Origin of the sequence: Thalassolituus sp. UBA2590, from assembly GCF_002339775.1 — a bacterium.
Classification (GTDB): Bacteria; Pseudomonadota; Gammaproteobacteria; order Pseudomonadales; family Oceanobacteraceae; genus Thalassolituus.
In genome coordinates this window covers 1-23,564 of sequence record NZ_DDKU01000060.1, presented here as the reverse complement: position 1 = coordinate 23,564, position 23,564 = coordinate 1, and the positions used below count along the sequence as shown (strand labels likewise).

The window sequence follows — 23,564 nt, the reverse complement described above, 5'->3', positions numbered from 1 at the left end:
TTCTTACGATGATCGTCACGCTGCTGAGCTGCTTCTGCTGCCGCACGTTTCTGCGCTGCATCTTCTTCAGGCGTTGGAGCTGGTTTTGCTTCCGCCTTCTTCTTAGGCGCTTCTTTCGCTTCAACTTTAGGTGCAGGCTCGCTTGCCGCTGGCGCTGATTCAGCTTTGCTTGCAGCCGCCTTGGCTCGCTCCGCTTCCTCTGCTGCCGCTTTCTCAGCTTCAGCCTGAGCCTTCAGGGCCGCTTCTTTTTCTGCAGCGATACGCGCTTCTTCTTCCTGACGGGCTTTCTCAGCCGCGACATCAACTTCTTCGCGTTTCACATAAGTACGCTTCTTACGCACTTCGATATTAACCGCTTTCTTACCACCCTGACCTGTTTTTAAAGTCGTAGTAACTTTACGCTTCAGAGTGATTTTTTTTGGCTCAGCGTCAGCTTCGCCGTGACTTTTTTTCAGAAATGCGAGCAGGCTTTGCTTCTGCTCGTCATTTACAGTGTCAGTCTCAGCGCTCTGAGGCAGGCCCGCTTCTTTCATTTGGGAGAGCAGGCGGTCTGTGCTCGTCCCTACCACGTCGGCTAGCTCTTTAACTGTTACATCTGCCATACGTTTCTCCTATACCGGGCGAGTGATTATTCAGTGCCTTCAAACCAAGGCTTACGGGCAGTCATGATCAGCTCGCCCGCTTTTTCTTCGGTCATCCCTTCGACATCCAGCAGGTCATCAATTGCTTGCTCAGCAAGGTCTTCCATCGTGCAGATACCTTTGCTGGCGAGAACCAATGCCAGATGCTTGTCCATGCCTTCCATATTAAGAAGGTCTTCCGCCGGCTGTGCTGATTCGAGCACTTCTTCAGACGCAATCGCCTGGGTCAGCAACACATCTTTGGCGCGATTACGCAGCTCTGTCACGATGTCCTCATCGAGGCCATCAATCTGGAGCATCTCTTCCATAGGTACGTAGGCGATTTCTTCGAGGGTCGTAAAGCCCTCTTCCACCAGAAGTGTCGCGAAGTCTTCGTCGATATCGAGGCTGTTCATAAAGCCTTCAATAAAGCCGGACGCTTCTTCGTTCTGTTTCTCGATGGCGTCTTCTTCGGTCATGACGTTGATTTCCCAACCCGTCAGTTCAGAAGCCAGTCGAACATTCTGACCACCCCGGCCAATAGCCTGAGCGAGATTGTCTTCTGCAACGGCAACATCCATTGAGTTGGTTTCTTCATCAACAACAATTGACGCAACTTCAGCCGGAGCCATCGCATTAATGACCAACTGCGCTGGGTTGTCGTCCCAAAGCACGATGTCGATACGCTCGTTACCACCCAGTTCGTTAGTGACTGCCTGAACACGCGCACCGCGCATACCCACACAAGCACCTACAGGATCGATACGCTTATCGTTGGATTTAACAGCGATTTTAGCGCGCGAACCCGGATCACGTGCAGCGCCTTTAATTTCAATAACTTCTTCTGAAATTTCCGGCACTTCGATACGGAACAGCTCAATCAGCATGGCTGGCACAGTACGGCTCAGCATCAGCTGCGGCCCACGGTTTTCCGGACGGATATCAAACAGAATGGCGCGTATACGATCGCCCATACGCATGATTTCACGACCAATCAACTGATCTTTAGGCATCAATGCTTCAGCGTTATTACCAAGATCGACGATAACGTTGTCACGCGTTACTTTTTTCACTGTGCCGCCGATCAGCTCGCCGACACGGTGTTCGTACTGTTCAACGACCTGAGCACGCTCAGCTTCACGAACTTTCTGTACGATGATCTGTTTTGCGGCCTGTGCGGCAATACGACCGAAGTCAGGGTTTTCTACCTGAATTTCGTAGGTATCACCCGGCTGCAGGTTGGTATCAATTTCGTGTGCTTCTTCCAGGGTCAGCTCATCACCAAGACCTGGTACCACGTCATTGCTTACAACCAGCCAGCTACGGAAAGTTTCGTAGTCGCCAGTTTTACGGTCGATATCCACACGGATAACGGCCTCTTCATCTTCGTAACGTTTTTTCGCTACTGCGGCCAACGCCGATTCGATCGCCTGAAAAATAATTTCCCTGGAAACGCCTTTCTCGTTGGAAACCGCTTCCGCGACCAGGAGAATTTCTTTGCTCATCTTCTAGCCTCGCTTTGCAACCTTAATCCTTGAATTGTGGAACAACGTTAGCCTTTTCAATCAGCTCGATAGGCAACAGGTATTCGTTATCGTCTACGCGAAGAACGATGTCTTCCTGCTCCACACCAATTAATTGGCCCTTGAATTTCCGCCGCCCGTCAAACGCCATGCGCAAACGTACGTCGATAATATTTCCTGCTAATGACGCGTACTGCTCGAGTGTGAACACAGGACGATCCATACCTGGGGATGACACTTCCAGGTTGTAAACCTGAGAGATCGGATCTTCTACATCCATCACACTACTGATCTGACGACTGACTGCAGCGCAGTCATCAACGGTGATACCGTTTTCGTGATCAATAAACACACGCAATACTGTGTCTTTACCCTGGGAGAGATATTCAAGCCCCCAGAAGGTATATCCCATGGACTCAACGACCGGACCGAGCAGTTCGTTTAACAGACTCTCTTTTGCCACGACAAATTCTCCCGGGGATTTGGCTCTCGCCACAAACAAAAACTGGGCAACATGTGCCCAGTCCGCTACTGCCTTTTGCAGACCGAAACCTGCAGAGCAGATTCCTGTGATACTGAGCATCCATAAACAAACAATTTCAGAATGCCAGCTACTAAAAAGCCCCTGACGTGAGGGGCTTTTCAAATAAGCAGCCGCATTATACGCGCTGCCAATAAAAAAAGCGAACCCTGGTCCGCTTTCTCAGATGACCGTTGAGTCACGATCATCGGAATAAGTTGGTGCGGATGGCGAGACTCGAACTCGCACGAGCGTTGCTCACCACCCCCTCAAGATGGCGTGTCTACCAATTCCACCACATCCGCACACAGGGGAAGAAATTACTTAGTCGTTTCTTCCGTTGTTTCCACAACCGGGCTATCTGCTTCAGCAGAAGCGTCCAGTTCTGGAGCGTCATCTTCAGACGGCGCGTATTCTTCCACAACTGGGGTGTCTTGCTCAAGTACTTCTTGCACTTCCAGTGTAGGAATTCCTGCTTCATCTGCACCAGAGGCCTTTTGCTTGGCATAAATGGCCAAACCCAGACTGGTAATGAAAAATGCGGTAGCGAGAATTGCTGTAGTACGACTCAGAAAATTGGCAGAACCAGCAGAACCGAATACAGTCTGAGATGCACCTGAACCAAACGAAGCGCCAGCGTCAGCCCCCTTACCTTGCTGCATCAGAACGAAAGCGATAATCGCGATAGCAATGACGATGTGACCGATGAGAATAATCTGTTCCATAAAAATCCTGAGCCCTTATGCCCGACAAATACCGAGAAATTCATCTACATCGAGGGATGCCCCGCCGACCAGACCACCGTCGATATCCTGTTGTGAAAATAATTCAGCCGCATTTGCAGCTTTTACGCTTCCGCCATAAAGCAAGCGAGTTGCAGCAGCAAGATCTGCGCTCCGTTCAGTCAATAATCCACGAATAAACGCGTGAATTGCCTGCGCCTGCTCTGGTGTTGCTGTTTCGCCAGTACCGATCGCCCATACTGGTTCGTAAGCGATCACTACGTTTTTCCAATCGGCATCTGTAAGCTCAGAGATCAGCAAAGACATCTGAGCCCCGACAACCTCTTCGGCTTTTCCGCCTTGACGTTCTTCCAGCGTCTCTCCAACACAGACAACAGCAATCAACCCATTATCCAGTGCCTTGCGTGTTTTGCGCAGAACAACGTCGTCAGTCTCGCCGTATAGAGTCCGGCGCTCTGAGTGACCAATAATGACCATACTGGCACCGAGATCGCTCAGCATTTCTGCCGACACTTCACCAGTGAACGCACCGCTGTCCGCCTCTGCACAGTTCTGTGCACCAACACTGATCTGGCTGCCTTCAGCGACAGAGATCGCCTGACTCAGATACGGAAACGGAGGAAACACAGCGAGGTCACACGTGAGTTCGCCGGCATTACGGAGCCCCGTAATTAAAGTGTCAGTCTGAGCGCGTGACGCGTTCATCTTCCAGTTTCCGGCTACTAATATGCGACGCATGTGTCACCCCAAAATTCAAAGAGCGCAGATACTATCTGAGAAGCTCGTCTGAAACAAGATGGGCAGCGCTGGCTACTTCAGCCTATGCCAGCACCTTGCTCACTTCTTCAGCCAGCTCCTGCGCCAGCAACTGAGTTACCGCTGGGTCATCAGCCTCGACCATCACGCGAACCAGCGGCTCTGTACCAGACGGACGTAACAACACCCTGCCGCGATCACCCAGCTTTTTCTCCGTAGCAGAAAGCGCTTGCTGGACACGTTCATCAGCCATCACATCAAGATCACGCTGGCGACGCACATTAATCATGGTCTGTGGCATCTTAATCATACGTTCAGTCCATTCACGCAGACCTACACCGGTGTCTCGCAAAGCAACCAGTACCTGCAGCGCTGAAACAATACCGTCTCCGGTGGTATTCGCATCCAGACAAAGAAGATGCCCGGACGATTCACCACCGAAGCGCCAGTTATGCTCAACCAGTTTCTGCATCACATAGCGATCGCCGACTTTTGCACGTACAAAATCGATACCCTGCTCTTTCAATGCCAGCTCAAGACCGAGGTTACTCATCTGAGTACCAACCACGCCACCATTTAACCGGCCTTGCTCAGCAGCATGGCTGGCGACGATGTAAAGCAACTGATCGCCATCGACCAGTTCGCCAGTGTGATCTACCATCAGGACCCGATCACCGTCACCGTCGAATGCGATTCCGAGATCAGCTTTCTGTTCAAGAACCGCAGCACGAAGTTTCTCAGGCGAGGTAGAACCGCAGTCTTTATTGATGTTAAGACCGTCTGGCGTATTACCAATGGTGGTAACGCTTGCGCCAAGCTCAGAGAATACTGCTGGAGCAATCTGATAGGTTGCTCCGTTACTGCAGTCCAGTACCAGCTTCAGGCCACGCAGATTCAGAGAATTTGCCGTACCTTTGCAAAACTCGATATAGCGCCCCGCCGCATCGTTGATGCGGACAGCCTTACCCAGTTTATCTGACTCAACACACTCGATCGGCTGGTCCAGATAGCTCTCAATTTCAAGTTCCACTTCATCAGGCAACTTGGTACCGTCAGCTGAGAAGAACTTAATGCCATTGTCATAGTAAGGGTTGTGCGAGGCACTGATGACGATGCCGGCATCGGCACGGAAAGTACGTGTGAGATAAGCAATGCCTGGCGTAGGAATAGGCCCCAACAAACCGATATCAACACCAGCAGCCGACAGCCCGGCTTCCAAAGCTGATTCAAACATATAGCCTGAAATACGGGTATCTTTACCAATCAGTATGCGGCTCACTCCGCGCTTAGCAAACACCTTACCGGCAGCCCAACCAAGGCGCATAACAAACTCAGGGGTAATAGCCCCCTCACCGACCCGTCCACGGATACCATCGGTGCCAAAATACTTTCTACTCATGCCCTTCCCTCAGGGTTGCGTTCACGACCTGCAAAGCTTCCCAGGTCTTTTTAACATTGTGCGCCCGGATGATGCGTGCGCCCTTCATAGCGCAAAGGGTTGCTGCTGCCGCACTGGCATCATCACGCTCGGTAGCGTCACCGCTGGCGTTAAGCACATCAGCGATCATACGTTTACGGGATAAGCCCGTCAGCAATGGGTATCCCAGCGCTGCGATCTGTTCAAGGCGATTCAACAGCGTGTAGTTGTGTATACGCGTTTTACCAAATCCGAATCCCGGATCAAGCAGAATCTGTTCAGAGGAGATGCCTGCGGCCTGAGCGGCAGCAATGCGCTCCCTTAAGAAGTTCCTGACATCCTGCACTACGTCATCGTATCTGGGATTCTTCTGCATAGTGTCCGGTTCCCCCTGCATATGCATCAGGCATACAGGCAGCCGGGTTTCAGCGGCAGCTTTCAGAGCACCTTCTCTTCGCAACGCGCGTACATCGTTGATAAGGTGTGCGCCGGCTTTTGCAGACTCTATGATAACTTCTGCGGTACTCGTATCGACGGATATCGCAACATCCAGTCTGGCGGCGATATGCTCAACAACCGGCACTACTCGCCCAAGCTCTTCGGCGACAGATACTGCGGCAGCGCCCGGCCGAGTGGATTCACCACCAACATCAAGAATGGTGGCTCCTTCAGCGACCATACTTTCAGCATGAGCAATGGCTTTATCCAGCTGGTTAAACTGTCCACCATCGGAAAAGGAGTCAGGCGTGACATTGAGGATACCCATGACGTGGGCAGTCCCCAGATCGAGAGTGCGATTACCACAAGAAAGTTTCACAGGAAGGTCCGGATCAGATCATACGAGGGATTTTAAACAAAACAGGCACCGGAAACCGGTGCCTGTTAGAGACATCAGAGCCTTGAGTAACTACTGGCGTTCGCCAGCTGGCTCTCCAGCAACGTCGTCATCATCACTGGCCATGTCACGAGATTCTTTCTCGGCAGGCTCATCTGCTGACATCGCAGGTAAGCCACCAGAACCGTCTCCCCAACCTTTTGGTGGACGCGGCTTGGTACCAGACATGATGTCGTCGATCTGATCAGAATCGATTGTCTCGTATTCCATCAGTGCGTCTTTCATCATTTCAAGCTTATCGCGGTTGTCGACCAGAATCTGAGTCGCACGCTGGTAACAACGATCCAGCAGCTCTTTCACCTCAGAATCAATTGAACGCGCAGTGTCGTCAGAAAGATGAGCCATCTGACCACCACCTGAGCTACCCAGGTACCCGTTCTGTTCATCCTCTGAGTACAGCTGAGCACCCAGCTTGTCAGAAAGGCCCCACTTGGTGACATAGTTACGCGCATACTTTGTAGCACGCTCAATATCGTTCGAGGCCCCTGTCGTCACACCGTCTTTGCCCAGTGTGAGCTCTTCGGCGATACGACCACCATAGAGTGAGCAGATGTTGCTCTCGATACCACGTTTGCTGATTGAGTGACGATCTTCCTCTGGCAGGAACATAGTCACACCAAGGGCACGGCCACGAGGAATGATAGATACTTTGTAGACCGGATCGTGCTCGGGCACAAGTCGACCAACAATCGCATGACCAGCCTCGTGGTACGCCGTATTTTCTTTCTCTTTTTCAGACATGACCATGGTTTTGCGCTCGGCACCCATGAGGATCTTGTCTTTTGCCTTCTCGAACTCTTCCATCGTCACTTCAGAGCGATTCGCGCGAGCTGCAAAGAGAGCGGCCTCGTTAACCAGGTTAGCAAGGTCTGCACCCGAGAAGCCTGGAGTACCGCGAGCAATCAGAGATGCGTTCACATCATCTGCCACAGGTGCTTTTTTCATATGCACCTGAAGAATCTGTTCACGACCGCGAATATCCGGCAGACCGACCACAACCTGACGGTCAAAACGGCCCGGACGAAGAAGCGCTGGGTCGAGTACGTCTGGGCGGTTAGTCGCAGCAATCACGATGATGCCGTCATTAACCTCGAAGCCATCCATCTCAACCAGCAGCTGGTTCAGGGTCTGTTCGCGTTCGTCGTTACCACCGCCGATACCTACGCCACGGGAGCGACCTACAGCATCGATCTCGTCGATGAAAATAATACAAGGAGCCTGCTTCTTCGCCTGCTCGAACATGTCACGTACACGGGAGGCACCGACACCGACGAACATTTCGACGAAGTCAGAACCGGAAATTGAAAAGAAAGGTACACGAGCCTCACCAGCAATCGCTTTCGCCAGCAGTGTTTTACCAGTGCCAGGCTGACCAACCATCAGAACACCGCGAGGGATCTTACCGCCCAGCTTCTGATACTTGCCGGGTTCACGCAGGAACTCAACCAGCTCTTTCACATCTTCTTTGGCTTCATCACAACCAGCAACGTCACCAAAGGTCGTCTTAATCTGGTCTTCACTCAGCAGCTTGGCTTTGCTCTTGCCGAAGGCCATCGGGCCGCCACGACCAGAACCGCCACCCTGCATCTGGCGCATAAACAGCATGAACACCGCGATAATAATGAGGATCGGCAGTGACGCCAGCAGCAACTGAGACAGGAAGCTCTGCTTCTCTGGTTTCTCGCCAATCACTTCGACGTCATTAACCAGAAGCGTATCCATCAGCTTATCGTCGAACGCGGGTAACACAGACTCAAATGCCTGCCCGCCACGAGAAGTCCCCTTGATGGATTGCCCGGAGATAGTCACTGATTCGACCTGACCGCTTTCGACAGCCTTCATGAACTCCGAGTAGGACCAGCTGTTACTGCGATCTACCGGGTTGAGCCCTTGAAATACCATCATCAGCACAGCGGCGATAACAGCCCATAAAACGAAATTCTTTGCCATGTGAGGCACCACCTTACTCGTACAGACCGCCACGCGGCCGGAATCACTCTGCTTAGCTTAGCAGCCAATGGTCAGGGACGAAAACCTTTAGCGACGATATACACCTCGCGCGATCGCGCTCGGGATGCCTTAGGTTTACGAATCATTACTTTCGCAAACGACTGTTTCATATCAGCCAGGTAAGCATCGAAGCCTTCGCCCTGAAACACTTTGGCTACGAAACTGCCGTTTGGTTTCAACACTTGACGCGCCATATCCAACGCAAGCTCTACAAGGTACATAGCGCCGGGCTGGTCAATAGACGACATACCACTCATATTGGGGGCCATATCTGAGATTACAAGGTCTACCGGTCGCCCATCGATCACATCGACAAGCTGGTCGTAGACTTCTTCTGTGGTGAAGTCCCCCTGAATAAAGGTCACATCAGCGATGGCGTCCATTTCCAGAATGTCAGAAGCAATGACAAGCCCCTTCTCACCGACTCGCTGCGCAACCACCTGCGACCAACCACCAGGCGCTGAACCGAGATCCACAACCACAGAACCGGGGCGTATCAGTTTGTCCTTATCATCCAGCTCAATGAGTTTATAACTGGCCCGCGTTCTATAGCCATCCTGCTGTGCCTTCTGGACCCAGATATCGTCAACATGTTCTTTCAACCAGTCTGCACTGGATTTCGAGCGCGCCATAAGGCCATGTACTCCGTAATTTTACGTCTGCGAGGCACTCAGAGTGCAGTTATTCTCAAGCACCTGAGGTATACTTTGGCCATATTTTACACCCTAAAGTCGAGCGACCGAACCCTATGGCGTTAAGCAACGAACAGAAGAAGGCCTACAGATCTATTGGCCATACCCTGAATCCTATTGTCACTGTAGCTGGCAATGGCCTCACCGAAGGCGTCATGGAAGAGCTGAACCGTGCCCTGGATGATCACGAGCTGATAAAAATCAAAGTATCAGTAGGTGATCGCGAAGTTAAAAAAGCGGTTATCACTGAACTGGTGAAAAAGACCGCAGCAGAGCTGGTACAGCAGATCGGTAATACCGCCCTGCTTCTGCGCAGAAACCCGAAAGCTAAGCCAGCTCTGTCGAACCTGCAGCGCTGAGCGCCGCAAATCAGGACAAGTTAACCACCGTGCCCGCGCAGAGGTTGGATACCGAGCCCGCAGCGGGGATAATGCAAAATAAAAAAGGTTAAGCAGCGATGTCGAACATTGTTATTTCAGGCTCAGGCCTCTTTATTCCGCCACACACTGTCTCCAACGATGAACTCATCCAGGCGTACAACGCCTACGTTGAAAAGTTTAATGCTGAAAATGCCGCCGCGATTGAAGCGGGAGATGTTGAAGCATTACCTACATCAAGCAGCGAGTTCGTTGAGAAAGCTTCGGGCATCAAATCGCGTTATGTGATGTATAAAGAAGGGATGCTGGACCCTGAGCGTATGGCACCCACTTTCAAGCCAGCCCTGGCCGGTGACGAGCCAGAAACAGTCACTATGGCTATTGCGGCGGGTCGGGAAGCGATGGAGCAAGCCAATAAAAAGCCGGAAGACATCGATCTGGTGATCATGGGCACCACCAATCATCAGCGTCCCTATCCGTCTGCCGCGGTTGAAGTTCAGCAGAAACTGGGCATCAAAGGGTTCGCGTACGATATGGGGATTGCCTGCTCGACCATGACCTTTGCAATGATTAACGCCTTCACAGCCCTCAAGGCTGGGACAGCAAAGTGTGTTCTGGTGGTAAATCCTGAGTTCGCCTCTCCTCAGGTCAATCTCAAATCACGTGACAGCCACTTTATTTTCGGTGACGTCGCGACCGCAGTTGTCATGGAACTCGAAGATACCTGTACAGCCGATTACGCATTCCGCGTACTCGACACCAAGCAGATGACTACCTTCTCCGACAACATCCGCTGCGACGGCAACTATACAGACCACAGCTTCAGTGATGATCAACTGCCTGAAGACCGTCCATACTTCCGCCAGAATGGCCGTAAGGTATTCAAAGAGCTGCTGCCCCTGGTGACTGGATTTATTAGTGAACAGCTGGTAGAGAACAAGCTTGAGGCCAGCGACCTCAAACGCATGTGGCTGCACCAGGCCAACCTGACAATGAATATGTTTGCAGCCAAGAAGCTCCTGGGCCGCGAACCCGAGGCGAATGAAACCCCCATCGTCCTGGATGAATTTGCGAATACGGCGTCCGCTGGCTCCCTGATTGCTTTCCACCGCCACAAAGATGGCTTCGAAAGCGGCGAGAAAGGCCTGATCTGCTCCTTCGGTGCAGGTTACTCAGTCGGCAGCCTGTTAGTCGAGAAGATATAACGCCTGACACTTCCGCTTTTTAAAGCCGTACTGTGTTTCGCAGTGCGGCTTTTTCTTTAGCGGTTCTATTTCTTGTACGACAAAGCCGACGTTGGCACTAAACCGCTGATAAATATCGAATAATCTGACAAAATGAACGCTTGTCTAAACCAAGGTAAGATTCATGGGTCAGATTATCCAGACCGAAATGACCGAGCTGGTTACCCCCGGCATGGCCAACTTCTCCGGTAACATGCACGGAGGAGAATTACTCAAACTCCTCGATAAAGTCGCCTACACATGCGCAATGAGGTACAGCGGCCACTACGCTGTTACGCTTTCTGTCGATAATGTGCTGTTCAAGCAGCCCATTCATATTGGCGAACTGGTTACCTGCCTTGCGACGGTCAACTACGTCGGACGCACCTCCATGGAAATCGGCATCAAAGTGATCGCTGAGGACATCAAACTGAAAACCGTCCGTCACACGCACACCTGCTACTTTAATATGGTTGCGATGGATGAAAACAATAAGCCTACCCCTTTGCCACCGCTTGAGCTGAAAGACGATGTTCAGGTTCGCCGCTATAACAAGGCAATGAAGCGTCGTGAAGCCGGTAAACGACTTCAGAAAATGATGAAGGCTATCGAAGCCGATGATGGATCAGACGAGCTGGGCGTAGACCTGGTCAGCTGCCCATAACGTCATCGAAATAATCGGGAACGTAAGATCAGACCGCTCAGGTCTGATCTTCGATAAAGCGGCTGATCAATTCCCGCCAGATAGACTTACCAAGATCATCAAAGTCAGCCATTGTCTCAACCATCTCACTGCGGGCCTGCTGATCCACAATCTGCTCAGGAAGAAGCGGATCATAAGCAATATCACGAAGCACCCGATCACCAATCAAAAAGCATTCCCGCGCAGCTACATCCAGTGGCTTATTCTCAAATGAAGACCGCCAGCTGAGCATCTCTTCCGTATTGTCTCGATAACGGGCATTAATCTCTGTAACCGGCCAGAGTGCTTCCGGTGAAGGCCCAGACTCCTGACTAAAACCCTCAGCACGGAATACACAGGCTTCAGGCTCAAGCCCGAGATGGAACAGCTGCTCAGTCAGATCCGCTAAAGAAGCCTGTAAGTTATCAGGACGGATCAACAACCCCTGATAGAACTCACTGAAACCCAACATTGCCGTTGCCCTCTGACGCTGGCGCAGCATTTTTCGGTCGCGCCGTCCTAGGTGCGCCGTATAAATAGCGATCCATTGTCCTTCCCACGGACGGACTTTGTCTTCTGTAAGACGCCAGGCACTCTGGCGCTCAGCGAGATGCCGTGCTGCAGAGCCGAGCACATACACACCACGTTCAGTCAGATCCAACAGGTCCTGCCGCGTGAGACGATTCAGGGTCACCCGAACATTATTCGCCTCAACAGAAAATAACTCGGCCATACGCACCATCACCTGCGCAGAGATGGGCTGTTGAGCCTCTTTAACAAGGTTCAGAATTAGTTTCTTTGCGGGGTACGGACTATTGGAGTCAGGCATAGGGGGTTCTTATCTTGTTGTGATCACATACTAACATATCAGCCTGAAAGGAATAATTACTAGACTCACCTCAAAATGCCATATACCGTAATATTTATAATAAAAAACCAGGTCTGGTGTGACATATGAAAGATGACAGAGATTTATTCGAAACCGGCCTGCTCAGAGAATCTGCCCGACAGCGGTTAAATGATATTCTCGGCGAGAATACCATCCGGCGACTTCAGCAGCGCTCCGATTTCCAGGGCGCCATCGGAGTAGTCAATTGCTGGTTTGCTATTTTCCTTTTACTGGGCCTCGCATGGTTCTCCATGGATATATTGAATTATTGGTCCATCCCCCTGGTTGCGCTGTGCCTCTTATTTTTGGGTGGACGTATACTGGCCCTGGCCATCCTCACTCACGAGGGTGCCCACCGGACTCTATTCGCCAACAGAAAGCTGAATGACACAGTAACTCATTGGCTATGTGCTGCCCCTGTCTATCTCGACCTGCTCAAGTACCGGCATCATCATGCCCAACATCACATTCATACCGGGACAGATAAAGATGTCGACCTTCCTCTGATTGAAGGCTTCCCTACTACCCAGAAATCCCTGATGCGTAAGTTCATGCGGGATTTCACCGGCCAGACAGGGCTGAAGTCACTGATTGGCCTGGCAATGATGAATGCCGAACTGATTCGTTGGAACGTTACGGGTGTCGTCGACCGCCTGGAGCGTCCGGGCTGGCAGAAACGCGATCACTTGCGCGCATTTTTTATCAATAGCCGACGCACTCTGATATTCCATACAGTATTCTTCGCAATCACATTCAGCCTTAACCTGACAGAACTTTTTGCACTTTGGTGGGCCGCCTACTTCTTCACTTACCCCTTCTGCATTCGTGTCAGAGCCATCGCCGAACATGCAGTAACAGAACGTACTGGAGATATGTTGAGAAATACCAGAACGACCCGAGCAGGCCTGCTTACCAGAGCACTCTTTGCACCATGCCATGTGAATTTCCATATCGAACACCACGCATTGGTTTCAGTTCCGTTCTGGCAACTGCCCGAGCTGCATAAACTGATGCAGGAAAAAAACATCACCCCTCCCCCGCCAAGCTACTGGCAGGTTCTGAAATTGGCAGCGTCTGCTCGCTAAGCTCTTTCTGGGGGCTCGCTAACGTAAATTTCAGACACAAAAAAGCCCGCAATTGCGGGCTCTTTCGTGAAATACAGAACCTGATGCAACACGCCTCAGATGTGTTTCACTTCATCGATTTCATATTCAACCGTACCGCTTGGGATATTCACCACAACGGTGTCCCCCTCTTCCTTGCCGATCAATGCACGAGCAATCGGCGAGGATACAGAAATACGATTATTTTTGATGTCGGCTTCGTCATCACCGACGATCCGGTATTCCACTTCCTCGTCGGTCTCGACATTGATGATGGTTACCGTCGTACCGAACAATACCTTACCGCTGTGCGGAATTGATTTAATATCAATTACCTGGGAATTAGAAAGCTTACCTTCAATATCCTGAATGCGACCTTCAATAAAACCCTGCTGTTCGCGTGCCGCATGGTATTCAGCATTTTCTTTCAGGTCACCGTGCTCACGTGCGTCAGCAATGTCCTGAATAACCTTTGGGCGTTCAACTGTTTTTAACTGCTTCAGCTCATCACGCAGAGCCTTTTCACCTTCGACAGTCATAGGATACTTTTGCATCGTATTTTGACTCCCTTGCTATAGAAGATGCCCGAAGTCATTTACTTCGGGCATCTGGATATTATTTTTAATGTCGTTATGTCATTCGCGATATCGGAATAGCGCGCTTCGCCTGAATTAAATCGAAGCGTGCAACTCCTGCAGACGACGAACTTCTTTCAGACCTTCTGAACGCAATGCTTCAACAACAGCTTCTGCACCTGCCAGAGTGGTGGTGTAGTAAACTTTATGCTGCAACGCGCTGCGACGGATGTCAGCAGAATCAACAATCGCCTGTGGGCCGTCAGTCGTGTTTACGATCAGAGCGATTTCATCGTTCTTAATCATATCGACAATGTGTGGACGTCCTTCGTTCACTTTGTTAACGCGGGCACTTTCAACGCCTGCTTCACGCAGTACACGACAGGTACCATCGGTAGAAATTACCTTGAAGCCACACGCGATCAGCCCTTTTGCCACTGCGACAACGCCTTCTTTGTCCGCGTCGCGGACTGACAGGAACGCCAGACCTTCATTCGGCAGGAATGCGCCTGCACCCAATTGAGCTTTGAAGAAAGCTTCACCGAAGGTGCTGCCTGCACCCATCACTTCACCGGTCGACTTCATTTCAGGGCCAAGTATCGGATCGACGCCCTGGAATTTATTGAACGGGAAGACCGCTTCTTTTACTGAGAAGTAAGACGGTACAATTTCGCTGGTGAAACCAAGCTCGGCCAGTGTTTTTCCTGTCATCACTTTGGCTGCAATCGCTGCCAGTGAAGTACCGATACACTTAGACACGAACGGAACCGTACGGGAGGCACGAGGGTTCACCTCAATCACGTAGATTTCGCCATCCTGATACGCCAGCTGAGTGTTCATCAGACCGATAACGCCCAGCTCCATCGCCATTGCCGCAACCTGTTCGCGCATTTTGTCCTGCACGTCTTTGGCGAGGCTGTATGGAGGCAGTGAACACGCAGAGTCACCGGAGTGAATACCCGCCTGCTCGATGTGTTGCATGATGCCGCCGATAACCACCTGCTCGCCATCGCATACTGCATCGATGTCGACTTCGATCGCGCGATCGAGGAAGTGATCCAGCAGTACCGGAGAGTCGTTAGAGACTTTAACGGCTTCGGTCATGTAGCGACGCAGCGCTTTCTCGTTGTTAACGATTTCCATCGCACGACCACCCAGTACATAGGATGGACGCACCACCAGCGGATAGCCGATCTCAGTCGCTTTAGCGATCGCTTCTTCCGTGGAAGTCACGGTCGCGTTCACTGGCTGTTTCAGGCCCAGACGCTGGATCATCTGCTGGAAACGCTCACGGTCTTCAGCGCGGTCGATGGCTTCAGGCGAAGTACCAATGATAGGTACACCTGCCGCCTCCAGCTCGTCAGCCAGTTTCAGTGGTGTCTGGCCACCGTACTGAACGATAACGCCTTTAGGCTTCTCTTTAGCAACGATTTCCAGAACATCTTCCAGAGTCACCGGCTCGAAGTAGAGGCGATCTGACGTGTCATAGTCGGTCGATACTGTCTCAGGGTTACAGTTGACCATGATGGCTTCGAAACCTTCTTCTTTCGACGCCAGTGCCGCGTGTACGCAGCAGTAGTCAAACTCAATACCCTGACCAATACGGTTAGGACCACCACCCAGAACGATGATTTTCTCTCGATCTGACGGATTCGCTTCACACTCTTCTTCGTACGTTGAGTACATGTAGGCGGTGTCAGTCGCAAATTCTGCCGCACAGGTATCCACACGCTTGTACACCGGATGGATATTCAGCTTATGGCGGTGCTTACGGACTGTCTTTTCAGTGACACCCAGCAGTTGCGCCAGGCGCGCATCGGAGAAACCTTTACGCTTCAGGCGGAACATGCGGTCGCCATTCAGCGCCTGCAGGCTGCTTTGCGCCACGGCCTCTTCTTCTTTGATCAGATCTTCAATCTGCACCAGGAACCAAGGGTCAATCGCAGAGTGCTCGTACACTTCTTCAACCGACATACCCAGACGGAAAGCATCACCCACGTACCAGATACGCTCAGACGCTGGCGTACGCAGTTCAGAAATAACCTTGTCGCGGGACATTGGGTCTTTCAGATCCACCATTGGGTCGAAACCAACAGAGCCCACTTCCAGACCACGCAGGGCTTTCTGCAGAGACTCCTGCTGAGTACGGCCGATCGCCATCACCTCACCCACAGACTTCATCTGAGTCGTCAGACGACCATCAGCCTGTGGGAATTTTTCGAAGGTGAAGCGAGGAATTTTAGTTACGACATAGTCAATCGATGGCTCAAAAGACGCCGGCGTCGCTCCGCCCGTAATGTCGTTCTGCAGCTCGTCGAGCGTATAACCGACAGCCAGCTTGGCCGCCACTTTAGCAATCGGGAAACCGGTCGCTTTCGATGCCAATGCCGATGAACGGGATACACGTGGGTTCATCTCGATCACGACCATACGGCCATCTTTCGGGTTGATACCGAACTGAACGTTAGAACCACCGGTTTCTACACCGATCTCACGCAGTACCGCCAGGGAGGCGTCACGCATGATCTGGTATTCTTTATCGCTCAACGTCTGTGCTGGCGCGACAGTGATGGAGTCACCTGTGTGAACACCCATCGCGTCAAAGTTTTCGATAGAACAGATGATGATGCAGTTATCGTTTTTGTCACGAACCACTTCCATCTCATATTCTTTCCAACCGATCAGAGATTCATCAATCAGCAGCTCGTTCGTCGGAGACAGGTCCAGACCACGGGTACAGATTTCTTCGAACTCTTCTTTGTTGTACGCGATACCACCACCGGTGCCACCCATGGTGAAGGATGGGCGGATGATGCAGGGGAAACCCAGAGTTTTCTGAACTTCACGTGCCTCTTCGATGCTGTGCGCGATACCGGCACGTGGACACTCAAGGCCAATTGCCTTCATGGCTTTATCGAAGCGGTCACGGTCTTCCGCTTTATCGATGGTGTCAGCGTTCGCACCGATCATTTCTACGCCGAACTTTTCCAGTACGCCCGCAGATTCCAGACCCAGAGCGCAGTTCAGTGCAGTCTGACCACCCATGGTTGGCAGCAGTACGTCAGGACGTTCTTTTTCAATGATCTTAGCGACGGCTTCGACAGTAATAGGCTCGATATAGGTCGCGTCGGCCATCGACGGGTCAGTCATGATGGTCGCTGGGTTAGAGTTCACCAGAATAACCCGGTAACCTTCTTCACGCAGTGCTTTACAAGCCTGTGCACCTGAGTAGTCGAACTCACAGGCCTGACCGATAACGATCGGACCAGCACCGATAATCAGAATACTTTGTATGTCTGTACGTTTTGGCATGTCTCGGTATTTCCTGTTTCTGTTACTTCGCGGCCTGGGCAGCTTCAATCAATTCAATAAAGTGGTCGAACAGTGGCGCAACGTCTTTTGGACCTGGGCTCGCCTCAGGGTGACCCTGGAAGCTGAATGCCGGACGATCCGTCAACGCGATACCCTGCAGAGTACCGTCGAACAGCGACTTGTGCGTCGCCTTCACGTTCGCAGGAAGTGACGCTTCAGTCACAGCAAAACCGTGGTTCTGAGCAGTGATCATCACGCGACCCGTCTCGATGTCCTGAACCGGGTGGTTACCACCGTGGTGACCGTGAGGCATTTTTTCAGTCTGGGCGCCGGACGCCAGAGCCAGCAACTGATGCCCGAGGCAAATGCCGAACACAGGGATCTTAGTTTCAAGAATTTCTTTGATCGCACTGATGGCGTAATCACACGGCTCAGGGTCGCCCGGGCCATTGGACAGGAAGATACCGTCCGGATTCATTGCCAGCACTTCAGACGCGGGCGTCTGCGCCGGTACGACGGTCAGATCACAACCACGCTCTGCTAATAAGCGCAGAATGTTGCGTTTCACACCGTAGTCGTATGCCACGACTTTGAACTTAGGATCACTGACCTGGCCGTAACCCTGACCCAGCGTCCAGTCTGATTCAGTCCACTTATACGACTCTGAAACAGTGACTTCTTTAGCGAGGTCCATGCCCTTCAGACCCGGGAAGCCTTTAGCCGCTTCCAGCGCTTCAGCAACCGCAGCGTCAGAATGCGCGTCTTCACGTGCAATCATGCAGCCGTTGAGCGAGCCCTTTTCACGCAGGATTCGGGTCAGGCGACGGGTATCAATGTCAGCGATACCGAGAACATTGTGTTCTTTCAGGTACACATCCAATGCTTTCTGATTACGGAAACTAGACGCAATCAGTGGCAGATCACGGATGATCAGACCGGTAGCATGGACGTCGTTTGACTCCTCATCTTCATCATTGGTGCCGTAGTTACCAATGTGAGGGTATGTCAGAGTAACCATCTGGCGGGCATAAGAAGGATCGGTGAGGATCTCCTGATAACCGGTCATAGAGGTGTTGAATACCACTTCTCCGACAGACAGACCTTCTGCACCAATACTGGTACCTTTAAAGATGCTGCCGTCTTCAAGAGCTAGAATTGCTGGCGTAGACAAGACTCGTTCCCCGAAATTTTACGATAAAACTGGTAGCGTATGCGCCCCGCTGACGCCCGACCGTCCTTGCGTGAGCCGTAAAAAAGCGGGATGGTGACTTTTCTGACTCCATCCCGCTTCCGGATCAATTCTGACAGTGCGTGACTGGCGTCCGCTGTACATACGTAAATTGCGCGGGATGATACAGAAATATTGACTGATTGTCCACGTGAGCTAATCCCACCAGACGTTTCCGCGAAGAGTTACAGCCCTGATACAAACTAATACTATTGTATAAGTTTTGTTATTAACGTATTCCCTTTTTTATCAGCCTTGCCCCATACTTGTGTCCCATCAGGAAAATAACTAAACACGGGGCCAGACCATGCATGGAGAAGCGCACGTCCGCCGCAGACTGAATCCTTCCAAGCGCAAACAACTATTGATGAAAGACGCTATTTCAGTGTTTGCTCTTCGCGGTATCGGCCGGGCCGGGCACACTGAAATCGCTCAACGGGCCGGAGTCTCAGTTGCTACAGTTTTCAACTACTTCAATACCCGTGAAGCTCTGGTAGATGAAGTACTGGACGAAGTCGAAAACTATCTGATCAATCTCTCCGTCAGTGCCGTCGAGAAACCAGGCAGTGCTGCAGAGGTTCTTGACCACTGCATCACCACTATCATTCAGGCGTGTAAGACCTATCCAGACTATTTTAAGATATGGCTGGAATGGAGTTCTTCGGTTCGTGAAGATACATGGCCACGCTATCTCACATTCCAGAACCAGATGATGTCTCTGATAGAAACACAGATACAAAATGCCGTTAATGACGGTCGGCTGGCTCCGGGTCTGCCCGCTCATGACCGGGCCCGATGGGCCTTGGGCAATGCCCATATGCTGGTAATGATGGTTTTCAGCCCTGACGCAGAAGACGAGTCTGCCATCCGAGAGCTCATATCAAGAGGCTTCAGTCACACTCTGGGGGTTAGCCCCGCCTGACCCTTCGGGTTATAACGCGCCACACACGTGGCGTGTTCTCCGCTTGCGGCCCAGAACAACCTTACATAGCATGGCCTCTCGGGGTTAACCTATTAAAAATTATCACAACAAGAGACTCATACCGTGAAACGCGCAATGTTTTCCTGTGCGGCGGCCGCTGCATTGCTACTGGCCATACCTTTCAGTGCACACGCTGAACCACAAGTCACAGAAATCGATGATTCCATCCCATGGGAAGTCACGTCCTCAGGCGATGAGGTGGGCGAAGTTTCGACCTGGCGCCGGGCAATCCCCGGAGCAGACGTAAAACAGTTTCGCGGTGAAGTGATTCTTAACGAGCCCGCGCTGAATATTCTGCTGACCATCGATACACCGGAAGACCTGCACAAGTGGGTCTACTTCTGTCGTGACAGCGCGGCCGTCCCGCCGGAATACAGCTACATGGAATACAAGGGCGTATGGCCCGTCGCTGCCCGCTACGTAACGATCAAAAGCAAATCGTGGATCGAGAACGACGTGATTTACATCAGCAGCCGTAACATTGACGATATCGGCCCTGAGCATGACAACATGGTCAAGATTCGCGAATTCTCGAACCTGTTCGAAATCACACCACTCAGTGAAGACATGACTAAGGTGCGCTTCACCACATTCGTTGATCTCGCTGGACGACTACCCTCATGGTTGGCAAACGCCGTATCCAGCCGAGCCCCATACGTTACACTCAGCGGTATGCGTGACCTGCTGGAAGAAGGCGACCGTGATTTCAGTGACGCAACTCCAGACGACCTGTCGAGTGTAGCCAAAGATAAAGAAGGTCTGAAAGCGCTGCTCGCCAAGATCGACGAACTGGACGACAGTGATCCGCTCGATCCAAACGATGACTGATCCTGATCACCAGATATAAGAAAGGCCGCAATCGCGGCCTTTTTTGTGTCTGGCAAAAGTCAGCAAGGAAGCGGAATGTATAGGTAATACATGAGCATTCCGCGCTGACTAGAGAAAACTGATGATTAACTCTGGGTTGCTGAGCGACGCTGCGACAAGGCAAAAACTGATGAGGAAGCGGAGTGTACGAGTAGTACATGAGCATTCCGAAGGAGTTTTTAAGGCAGTATCAGCGAGCTCAGCACGCAGAGATCAGAACCCCAGAACGTCCTGCATATCGTATAGCCCTGCTGGCTGCTCAGTCAGCCACTTCGCCGCACGCACAGCGCCCTTCGCAAAGGTCATACGGCTCTGTGCTTTATGAGTCACCTCAACACGCTCGCCTTCGGTGGCGAACATCACAGTGTGGTCACCGACAACGTCTCCACCACGAATGGTCTCAAAACCAATCTGCTTGTGCGGGCGAGCACCCGTCTGGCCCTCGCGGCCGTAGCAAGCCACTTCATTCAGATCCCAGCCCATGGTTTCTGCAACGACTTCGCCCATGCGCAGTGCAGTACCGGATGGCGCATCGACTTTATGACGGTGGTGCATCTCGATCACTTCGATATCACTGTCTTCACCCATCACCTTGGCTGCCATGCGCAGCAGGTTCAGACACAGGTTCACACCCACTGAGTAGTTCGGCGCAAAAACGATCCGGGTGTCCGCAGCGGCGGCTTTCAGCTTGGACTTCTGCTCATCGGTCAGTCCTGTCGTGCCAATCACAATGCCTTTGCCATGCTTCTGGCACAGTTCGACATTCGCCATGGTCGACTCTGGTGACGTGAAATCGATCAGTACATCGAAGTGAGGGATTGCTTCTTCGACCGAAGTGACAGCCTTCACGTCCAGGGGCGTGGCCAGACCAGCGATAGCGCCAGCATCCACACCCACCATAGGGTCGTTCTCAAGAACAATCGCACCTGCAACTTCGGCGGCTTCATCATTGTGGACGGCTTCAATCAGCACGCGTCCCATACGGCCGGCAGCACCGGTGATAGCAATTCGGGTCATTATTCTTCTGCTTTGTAGATAGGATAAATAGACGGCCTAAGGATACCGAAGGCATGGGGTAAGGAAAAGCGCGGGAAAGGCCAGAGTGTCGCGCATGGGGTGCGCTACTACAAATTACGACGCCAGACCGTTGACGAAGAAGTCAGTACAAGGCAAAAGAGGCCCGGAAACGCGCAGTGTATAAGTCATACATGAGCATTTCCGGGCCTCTTTTAACGCCGTAATGACGATGCAGGCAGGTCTGGTCAAATGTCCTCGAAGAAGCGTTTAACCCCCTCAAACCAGGATTTTTTTTGTGGCGAATGCTTTTCTCCTGTCAGCGACTCCTGAAACTTCATCAGCAGATCTTTCTGATCTGACGTCAGGTTAACTGGCGTTTCTACCTGCACGCGACACAAGAGATCACCAGCGGTACCACCACGCACTGGCGTTACGCCTTTCCCACGCAAGCGAAAGAGTTTGCCTGACTGTGTTTCCGCTGGGATCTTCAGTTTCACACGACCATCGAGGGTTGGCACTTCAAGTTCGCCACCCAGTGCTGCATCAACAATGCTGATCGGCACATCGCAATACAGGTTGCGACCATCCCGGTGGAACAACTCATGCTCTTTCACCGACACCTGAACGTAGAGGTCGCCTGCTGGGCCACCCATAGCGCCTGCTTCACCTTCGCCTGACAGACGAATACGATCACCTGTATCGACGCCCGGTGGAATTTTCACTGAAAGCGTTTTGGTTTCTTCTTTCACACCGCGACCGTGACAGCTGTTGCACGGATCTTCGATCATGGTGCCCTGACCACGACAGGTCGGACAGGTCTGCTGCACAGAGAAGAAGCCCTGCTGCATGCGCACCTGACCCGCGCCACCGCAGGTACCACAGGTCTTAGGTGACGTACCTGGCTTGGCACCTGAGCCATCACAGGTTTCACAACTTGTCAGGGTGGGTACACGGATTTTCTTCTCGATACCGCGCACGGCTTCTTCGAGAGAAAGCTCCATGGTGTAACGCAGATCAGAACCACGCTGTGGTCCACCGCGACCGCCCCGGCCACCGCCGCCACCAAAGATATCACCGAACACATCGCCAAAGATGTCGCTGAAGTTAGCACCGCCGCCACCGAAACCACCGCCACCGGCGTTCGGGTCGACACCTGCGTGACCATACTGGTCGTACGCGGCACGCTTCTGTTGGTCACCCAGAATTTCGTAGGCTTCAGTCGCTTCCTTAAACTTAGCGTCTGCATCTTTATCATCCGGGTTACGGTCCGGATGGTACTTCATCGCCAGTTTACGGTAAGCCTTCTTCAGCTCCTTCGCGTCGACATCCCGGCTTACACCGAGAACTTCGTAATAATCCCGCTTGGACATGATTCACCTGTTAATTAAAACCTCTTCGCAGCTCCGCTACGAAGTAAAACGCGGCAAACTGGTTGCCGCGTCCACTGTTCTTACTTTGACAAAGGCGTAACAAAAACTCGTCACGCAGTCTCCGGACCGTCGGCGAGGCCGCTAGCGCAAGGCGGAAAAGAGTGAGGAAGCGCAGTGTATAAGTCATACATGAGCATTCCGAACTCTTTTCCAACACCGCGATAGCAACGCAGCCAGGTCCGTATATTACTTGTCTTTAACTTCTTCGAACTCAGCGTCTACCACATCGTCATCTTGAGCGCTGCTGTCCGCCTGCTCTGCACCACCTGCGGCTTCAGCCTGTGCTGCCTGCTCTGCGTAAAGCTTCTGCGCCAGAGATGAAGACGCTTCTGTCAGAGCATTGGTTTTGGCTTCGATGTTGTCTTTGTCGTCGCCTTTCAGTGCTTCTTCCAGGTCAGCGATGGCTGCTTCGATGGCTGATTTCTCATCATCGGTCGCTTTGTCGCCGGCTTCTTCCAGTGTCTTACGAGTCGCGTGGATCAGACCATCCGCTGTGTTGCGAACCTGAACCATTTCTTCGAACTTCTTATCCGCTTCAGCGTTTGCTTCCGCGTCAGACACCATCTTCTCGATCTCTTCGTCGCTCAGACCCGAGTTCGCTTTAATCACGATGGACTGCTCTTTGCCAGTCGCCTTGTCTTTCGCGCTAACGTTCAGAATACCGTTGGCATCGATGTCGAAGGTCACTTCAATCTGTGGCATA

Annotated in this window: 22 protein-coding genes and 1 tRNA gene; 6 read left to right on the top strand and 17 right to left on the bottom strand. The window is 52.0% G+C overall.

All coding sequences use genetic code 11. The features are described 5' to 3' along the window. From B2067_RS05420 to rlmE, 10 genes are all read right to left on the bottom strand, one after another. Positions 1–602, bottom strand: a 602-nt coding sequence (locus tag B2067_RS05420; protein WP_301387712.1) for an IF-2-associated domain-containing protein, incomplete at its 3' end; no start/stop codon positions are given. Positions 603–628: 26 nt separating this feature from the next. After that, the gene (gene nusA / locus B2067_RS05415; RefSeq protein ID WP_301387711.1) at positions 629–2,125 is read right to left on the bottom strand and encodes a transcription termination factor NusA; all 1,497 of its coding nucleotides are present in this window, start codon (positions 2,123–2,125) and stop codon (positions 629–631) included. 22 nt (positions 2,126–2,147) lie between these two features. After that, a complete protein-coding gene (gene rimP / locus B2067_RS05410) occupies positions 2,148–2,606 on the bottom strand; it encodes a ribosome maturation factor RimP (RefSeq protein WP_297530396.1) in 459 nt (152 codons plus the stop codon). A gap of 276 nt (positions 2,607–2,882) precedes the next feature. Continuing rightward, positions 2,883–2,968, bottom strand: a tRNA-Leu gene (locus B2067_RS05405). A gap of 15 nt (positions 2,969–2,983) precedes the next feature. Then, positions 2,984–3,388, bottom strand: a complete 405-nt coding sequence (gene secG, locus B2067_RS05400; protein WP_076513468.1) for a preprotein translocase subunit SecG — start codon at positions 3,386–3,388, stop codon at positions 2,984–2,986. A gap of 15 nt (positions 3,389–3,403) precedes the next feature. Next, positions 3,404–4,144 carry a triose-phosphate isomerase gene (gene tpiA / locus B2067_RS05395; RefSeq protein ID WP_297530400.1) on the bottom strand — a complete coding sequence of 247 codons (741 nt, stop codon included), beginning with the start codon at positions 4,142–4,144 and terminating at the stop codon, positions 3,404–3,406. Between the two features lie 82 nt (positions 4,145–4,226). Continuing rightward, positions 4,227–5,561: a phosphoglucosamine mutase gene (gene glmM, locus B2067_RS05390; protein ID WP_297530402.1), complete on the bottom strand. Its 1,335-nt coding sequence runs from the start codon at positions 5,559–5,561 to the stop codon at positions 4,227–4,229. Then, a complete protein-coding gene (gene folP, locus B2067_RS05385; RefSeq protein WP_301387710.1) occupies positions 5,554–6,396 on the bottom strand; it encodes a dihydropteroate synthase in 843 nt (280 codons plus the stop codon). Before folP ends, glmM begins: the two co-directional genes overlap by 8 nt. Before the next feature lie 90 nt (positions 6,397–6,486). Then, entirely contained in the window at positions 6,487–8,424 is a 1,938-nt protein-coding gene (ftsH, locus tag B2067_RS05380) for an ATP-dependent zinc metalloprotease FtsH (protein ID WP_301387709.1), read from the bottom strand. Positions 8,425–8,495: 71 nt separating this feature from the next. Then, the gene (gene rlmE / locus B2067_RS05375; protein ID WP_297530409.1) at positions 8,496–9,116 is read right to left on the bottom strand and encodes a 23S rRNA (uridine(2552)-2'-O)-methyltransferase RlmE; all 621 of its coding nucleotides are present in this window, start codon (positions 9,114–9,116) and stop codon (positions 8,496–8,498) included. A 116-nt stretch (positions 9,117–9,232) separates the two neighbouring features. Between rlmE and yhbY the strand changes: the two genes are divergently transcribed. From yhbY to B2067_RS05360, 3 genes are all read left to right on the top strand, one after another. Further along, on the top strand, positions 9,233–9,535 hold the full coding sequence (yhbY, locus tag B2067_RS05370) for a ribosome assembly RNA-binding protein YhbY (RefSeq protein ID WP_301377111.1): 303 nt from the start codon (positions 9,233–9,235) through the stop codon (positions 9,533–9,535). A gap of 98 nt (positions 9,536–9,633) precedes the next feature. Continuing rightward, positions 9,634–10,758: a beta-ketoacyl-ACP synthase III gene (locus B2067_RS05365; RefSeq protein ID WP_301179283.1), complete on the top strand. Its 1,125-nt coding sequence runs from the start codon at positions 9,634–9,636 to the stop codon at positions 10,756–10,758. Between the two features lie 163 nt (positions 10,759–10,921). After that, a complete protein-coding gene (locus B2067_RS05360; protein WP_068437929.1) occupies positions 10,922–11,440 on the top strand; it encodes an acyl-CoA thioesterase in 519 nt (172 codons plus the stop codon). A gap of 37 nt (positions 11,441–11,477) precedes the next feature. Here the strand turns inward: B2067_RS05360 and B2067_RS05355 are convergent, their stop codons facing one another. Continuing rightward, positions 11,478–12,287 (bottom strand): PaaX family transcriptional regulator, encoded by an 810-nt coding sequence (locus B2067_RS05355; RefSeq protein WP_301387708.1) that lies wholly within the window; start codon positions 12,285–12,287, stop codon positions 11,478–11,480. A 125-nt stretch (positions 12,288–12,412) separates the two neighbouring features. On the opposite strand from B2067_RS05355, the gene B2067_RS05350 reads away from it, so the two are divergent. Then, positions 12,413–13,432, top strand: a complete 1,020-nt coding sequence (locus tag B2067_RS05350; protein ID WP_297530417.1) for a fatty acid desaturase family protein — start codon at positions 12,413–12,415, stop codon at positions 13,430–13,432. 95 nt (positions 13,433–13,527) lie between these two features. On the opposite strand, the gene greA is transcribed toward B2067_RS05350, so the two are convergent. The 3 genes from greA to carA form a co-directional block, all read right to left on the bottom strand. Further along, positions 13,528–14,004, bottom strand: coding sequence for a transcription elongation factor GreA (gene greA / locus B2067_RS05345; RefSeq protein ID WP_301377118.1), 477 nt, complete (start codon positions 14,002–14,004; stop codon positions 13,528–13,530). A gap of 117 nt (positions 14,005–14,121) precedes the next feature. Next, positions 14,122–17,337, bottom strand: coding sequence for a carbamoyl-phosphate synthase large subunit (gene carB / locus B2067_RS05340; protein ID WP_301387706.1), 3,216 nt, complete (start codon positions 17,335–17,337; stop codon positions 14,122–14,124). A gap of 22 nt (positions 17,338–17,359) precedes the next feature. Then, positions 17,360–18,508 carry a glutamine-hydrolyzing carbamoyl-phosphate synthase small subunit gene (carA, locus tag B2067_RS05335; RefSeq protein ID WP_301387704.1) on the bottom strand — a complete coding sequence of 383 codons (1,149 nt, stop codon included), beginning with the start codon at positions 18,506–18,508 and terminating at the stop codon, positions 17,360–17,362. A 364-nt stretch (positions 18,509–18,872) separates the two neighbouring features. On the opposite strand from carA, the gene B2067_RS05330 reads away from it, so the two are divergent. Next, positions 18,873–19,487, top strand: coding sequence for a TetR/AcrR family transcriptional regulator (locus tag B2067_RS05330; protein ID WP_068437922.1), 615 nt, complete (start codon positions 18,873–18,875; stop codon positions 19,485–19,487). 123 nt (positions 19,488–19,610) lie between these two features. After that, complete coding sequence (locus B2067_RS05325) at positions 19,611–20,375, top strand: hypothetical protein (RefSeq protein ID WP_139325707.1); 765 nt, start codon at positions 19,611–19,613, stop codon at positions 20,373–20,375. Between the two features lie 252 nt (positions 20,376–20,627). On the opposite strand, the gene dapB is transcribed toward B2067_RS05325, so the two are convergent. The 3 genes from dapB to B2067_RS05310 form a co-directional block, all read right to left on the bottom strand. Next, positions 20,628–21,431: a 4-hydroxy-tetrahydrodipicolinate reductase gene (dapB, locus tag B2067_RS05320; RefSeq protein ID WP_297530427.1), complete on the bottom strand. Its 804-nt coding sequence runs from the start codon at positions 21,429–21,431 to the stop codon at positions 20,628–20,630. 245 nt (positions 21,432–21,676) lie between these two features. Then, positions 21,677–22,801 (bottom strand): molecular chaperone DnaJ, encoded by a 1,125-nt coding sequence (dnaJ, locus tag B2067_RS05315; RefSeq protein WP_301387703.1) that lies wholly within the window; start codon positions 22,799–22,801, stop codon positions 21,677–21,679. 246 nt (positions 22,802–23,047) lie between these two features. Further along, positions 23,048–23,564, bottom strand: a 517-nt coding sequence (locus B2067_RS05310; RefSeq protein WP_301387702.1) for an Hsp70 family protein, incomplete at its 5' end; no start/stop codon positions are given.

Bases quoted from the DNA above. Each gene is read 5' to 3' on its own strand.
- tpiA (WP_297530400.1), bottom strand. From the start codon at position 4,144: ATGCGTCGCATATTAGTAGCCGGAAACTGGAAGATGAACGCGTCACGC.
- carB (WP_301387706.1), bottom strand. From the start codon at position 17,337: ATGCCAAAACGTACAGACATACAAAGTATTCTGATTATCGGTGCTGGT.
- B2067_RS05330 (WP_068437922.1), top strand. From the start codon at position 18,873: ATGCATGGAGAAGCGCACGTCCGCCGCAGACTGAATCCTTCCAAGCGC.
- ftsH (WP_301387709.1), bottom strand. From the start codon at position 8,424: ATGGCAAAGAATTTCGTTTTATGGGCTGTTATCGCCGCTGTGCTGATG.
- B2067_RS05350 (WP_297530417.1), top strand. From the start codon at position 12,413: ATGAAAGATGACAGAGATTTATTCGAAACCGGCCTGCTCAGAGAATCT.
- dapB (WP_297530427.1), bottom strand. From the start codon at position 21,431: ATGACCCGAATTGCTATCACCGGTGCTGCCGGCCGTATGGGACGCGTG.
- yhbY (WP_301377111.1), top strand. From the start codon at position 9,233: ATGGCGTTAAGCAACGAACAGAAGAAGGCCTACAGATCTATTGGCCAT.
- B2067_RS05365 (WP_301179283.1), top strand. From the start codon at position 9,634: ATGTCGAACATTGTTATTTCAGGCTCAGGCCTCTTTATTCCGCCACAC.
- B2067_RS05360 (WP_068437929.1), top strand. From the start codon at position 10,922: ATGGGTCAGATTATCCAGACCGAAATGACCGAGCTGGTTACCCCCGGC.
- secG (WP_076513468.1), bottom strand. From the start codon at position 3,388: ATGGAACAGATTATTCTCATCGGTCACATCGTCATTGCTATCGCGATT.
- B2067_RS05355 (WP_301387708.1), bottom strand. From the start codon at position 12,287: ATGCCTGACTCCAATAGTCCGTACCCCGCAAAGAAACTAATTCTGAAC.
- glmM (WP_297530402.1), bottom strand. From the start codon at position 5,561: ATGAGTAGAAAGTATTTTGGCACCGATGGTATCCGTGGACGGGTCGGT.
- greA (WP_301377118.1), bottom strand. From the start codon at position 14,004: ATGCAAAAGTATCCTATGACTGTCGAAGGTGAAAAGGCTCTGCGTGAT.
- rlmE (WP_297530409.1), bottom strand. From the start codon at position 9,116: ATGGCGCGCTCGAAATCCAGTGCAGACTGGTTGAAAGAACATGTTGAC.
- dnaJ (WP_301387703.1), bottom strand. From the start codon at position 22,801: ATGTCCAAGCGGGATTATTACGAAGTTCTCGGTGTAAGCCGGGATGTC.
- nusA (WP_301387711.1), bottom strand. From the start codon at position 2,125: ATGAGCAAAGAAATTCTCCTGGTCGCGGAAGCGGTTTCCAACGAGAAA.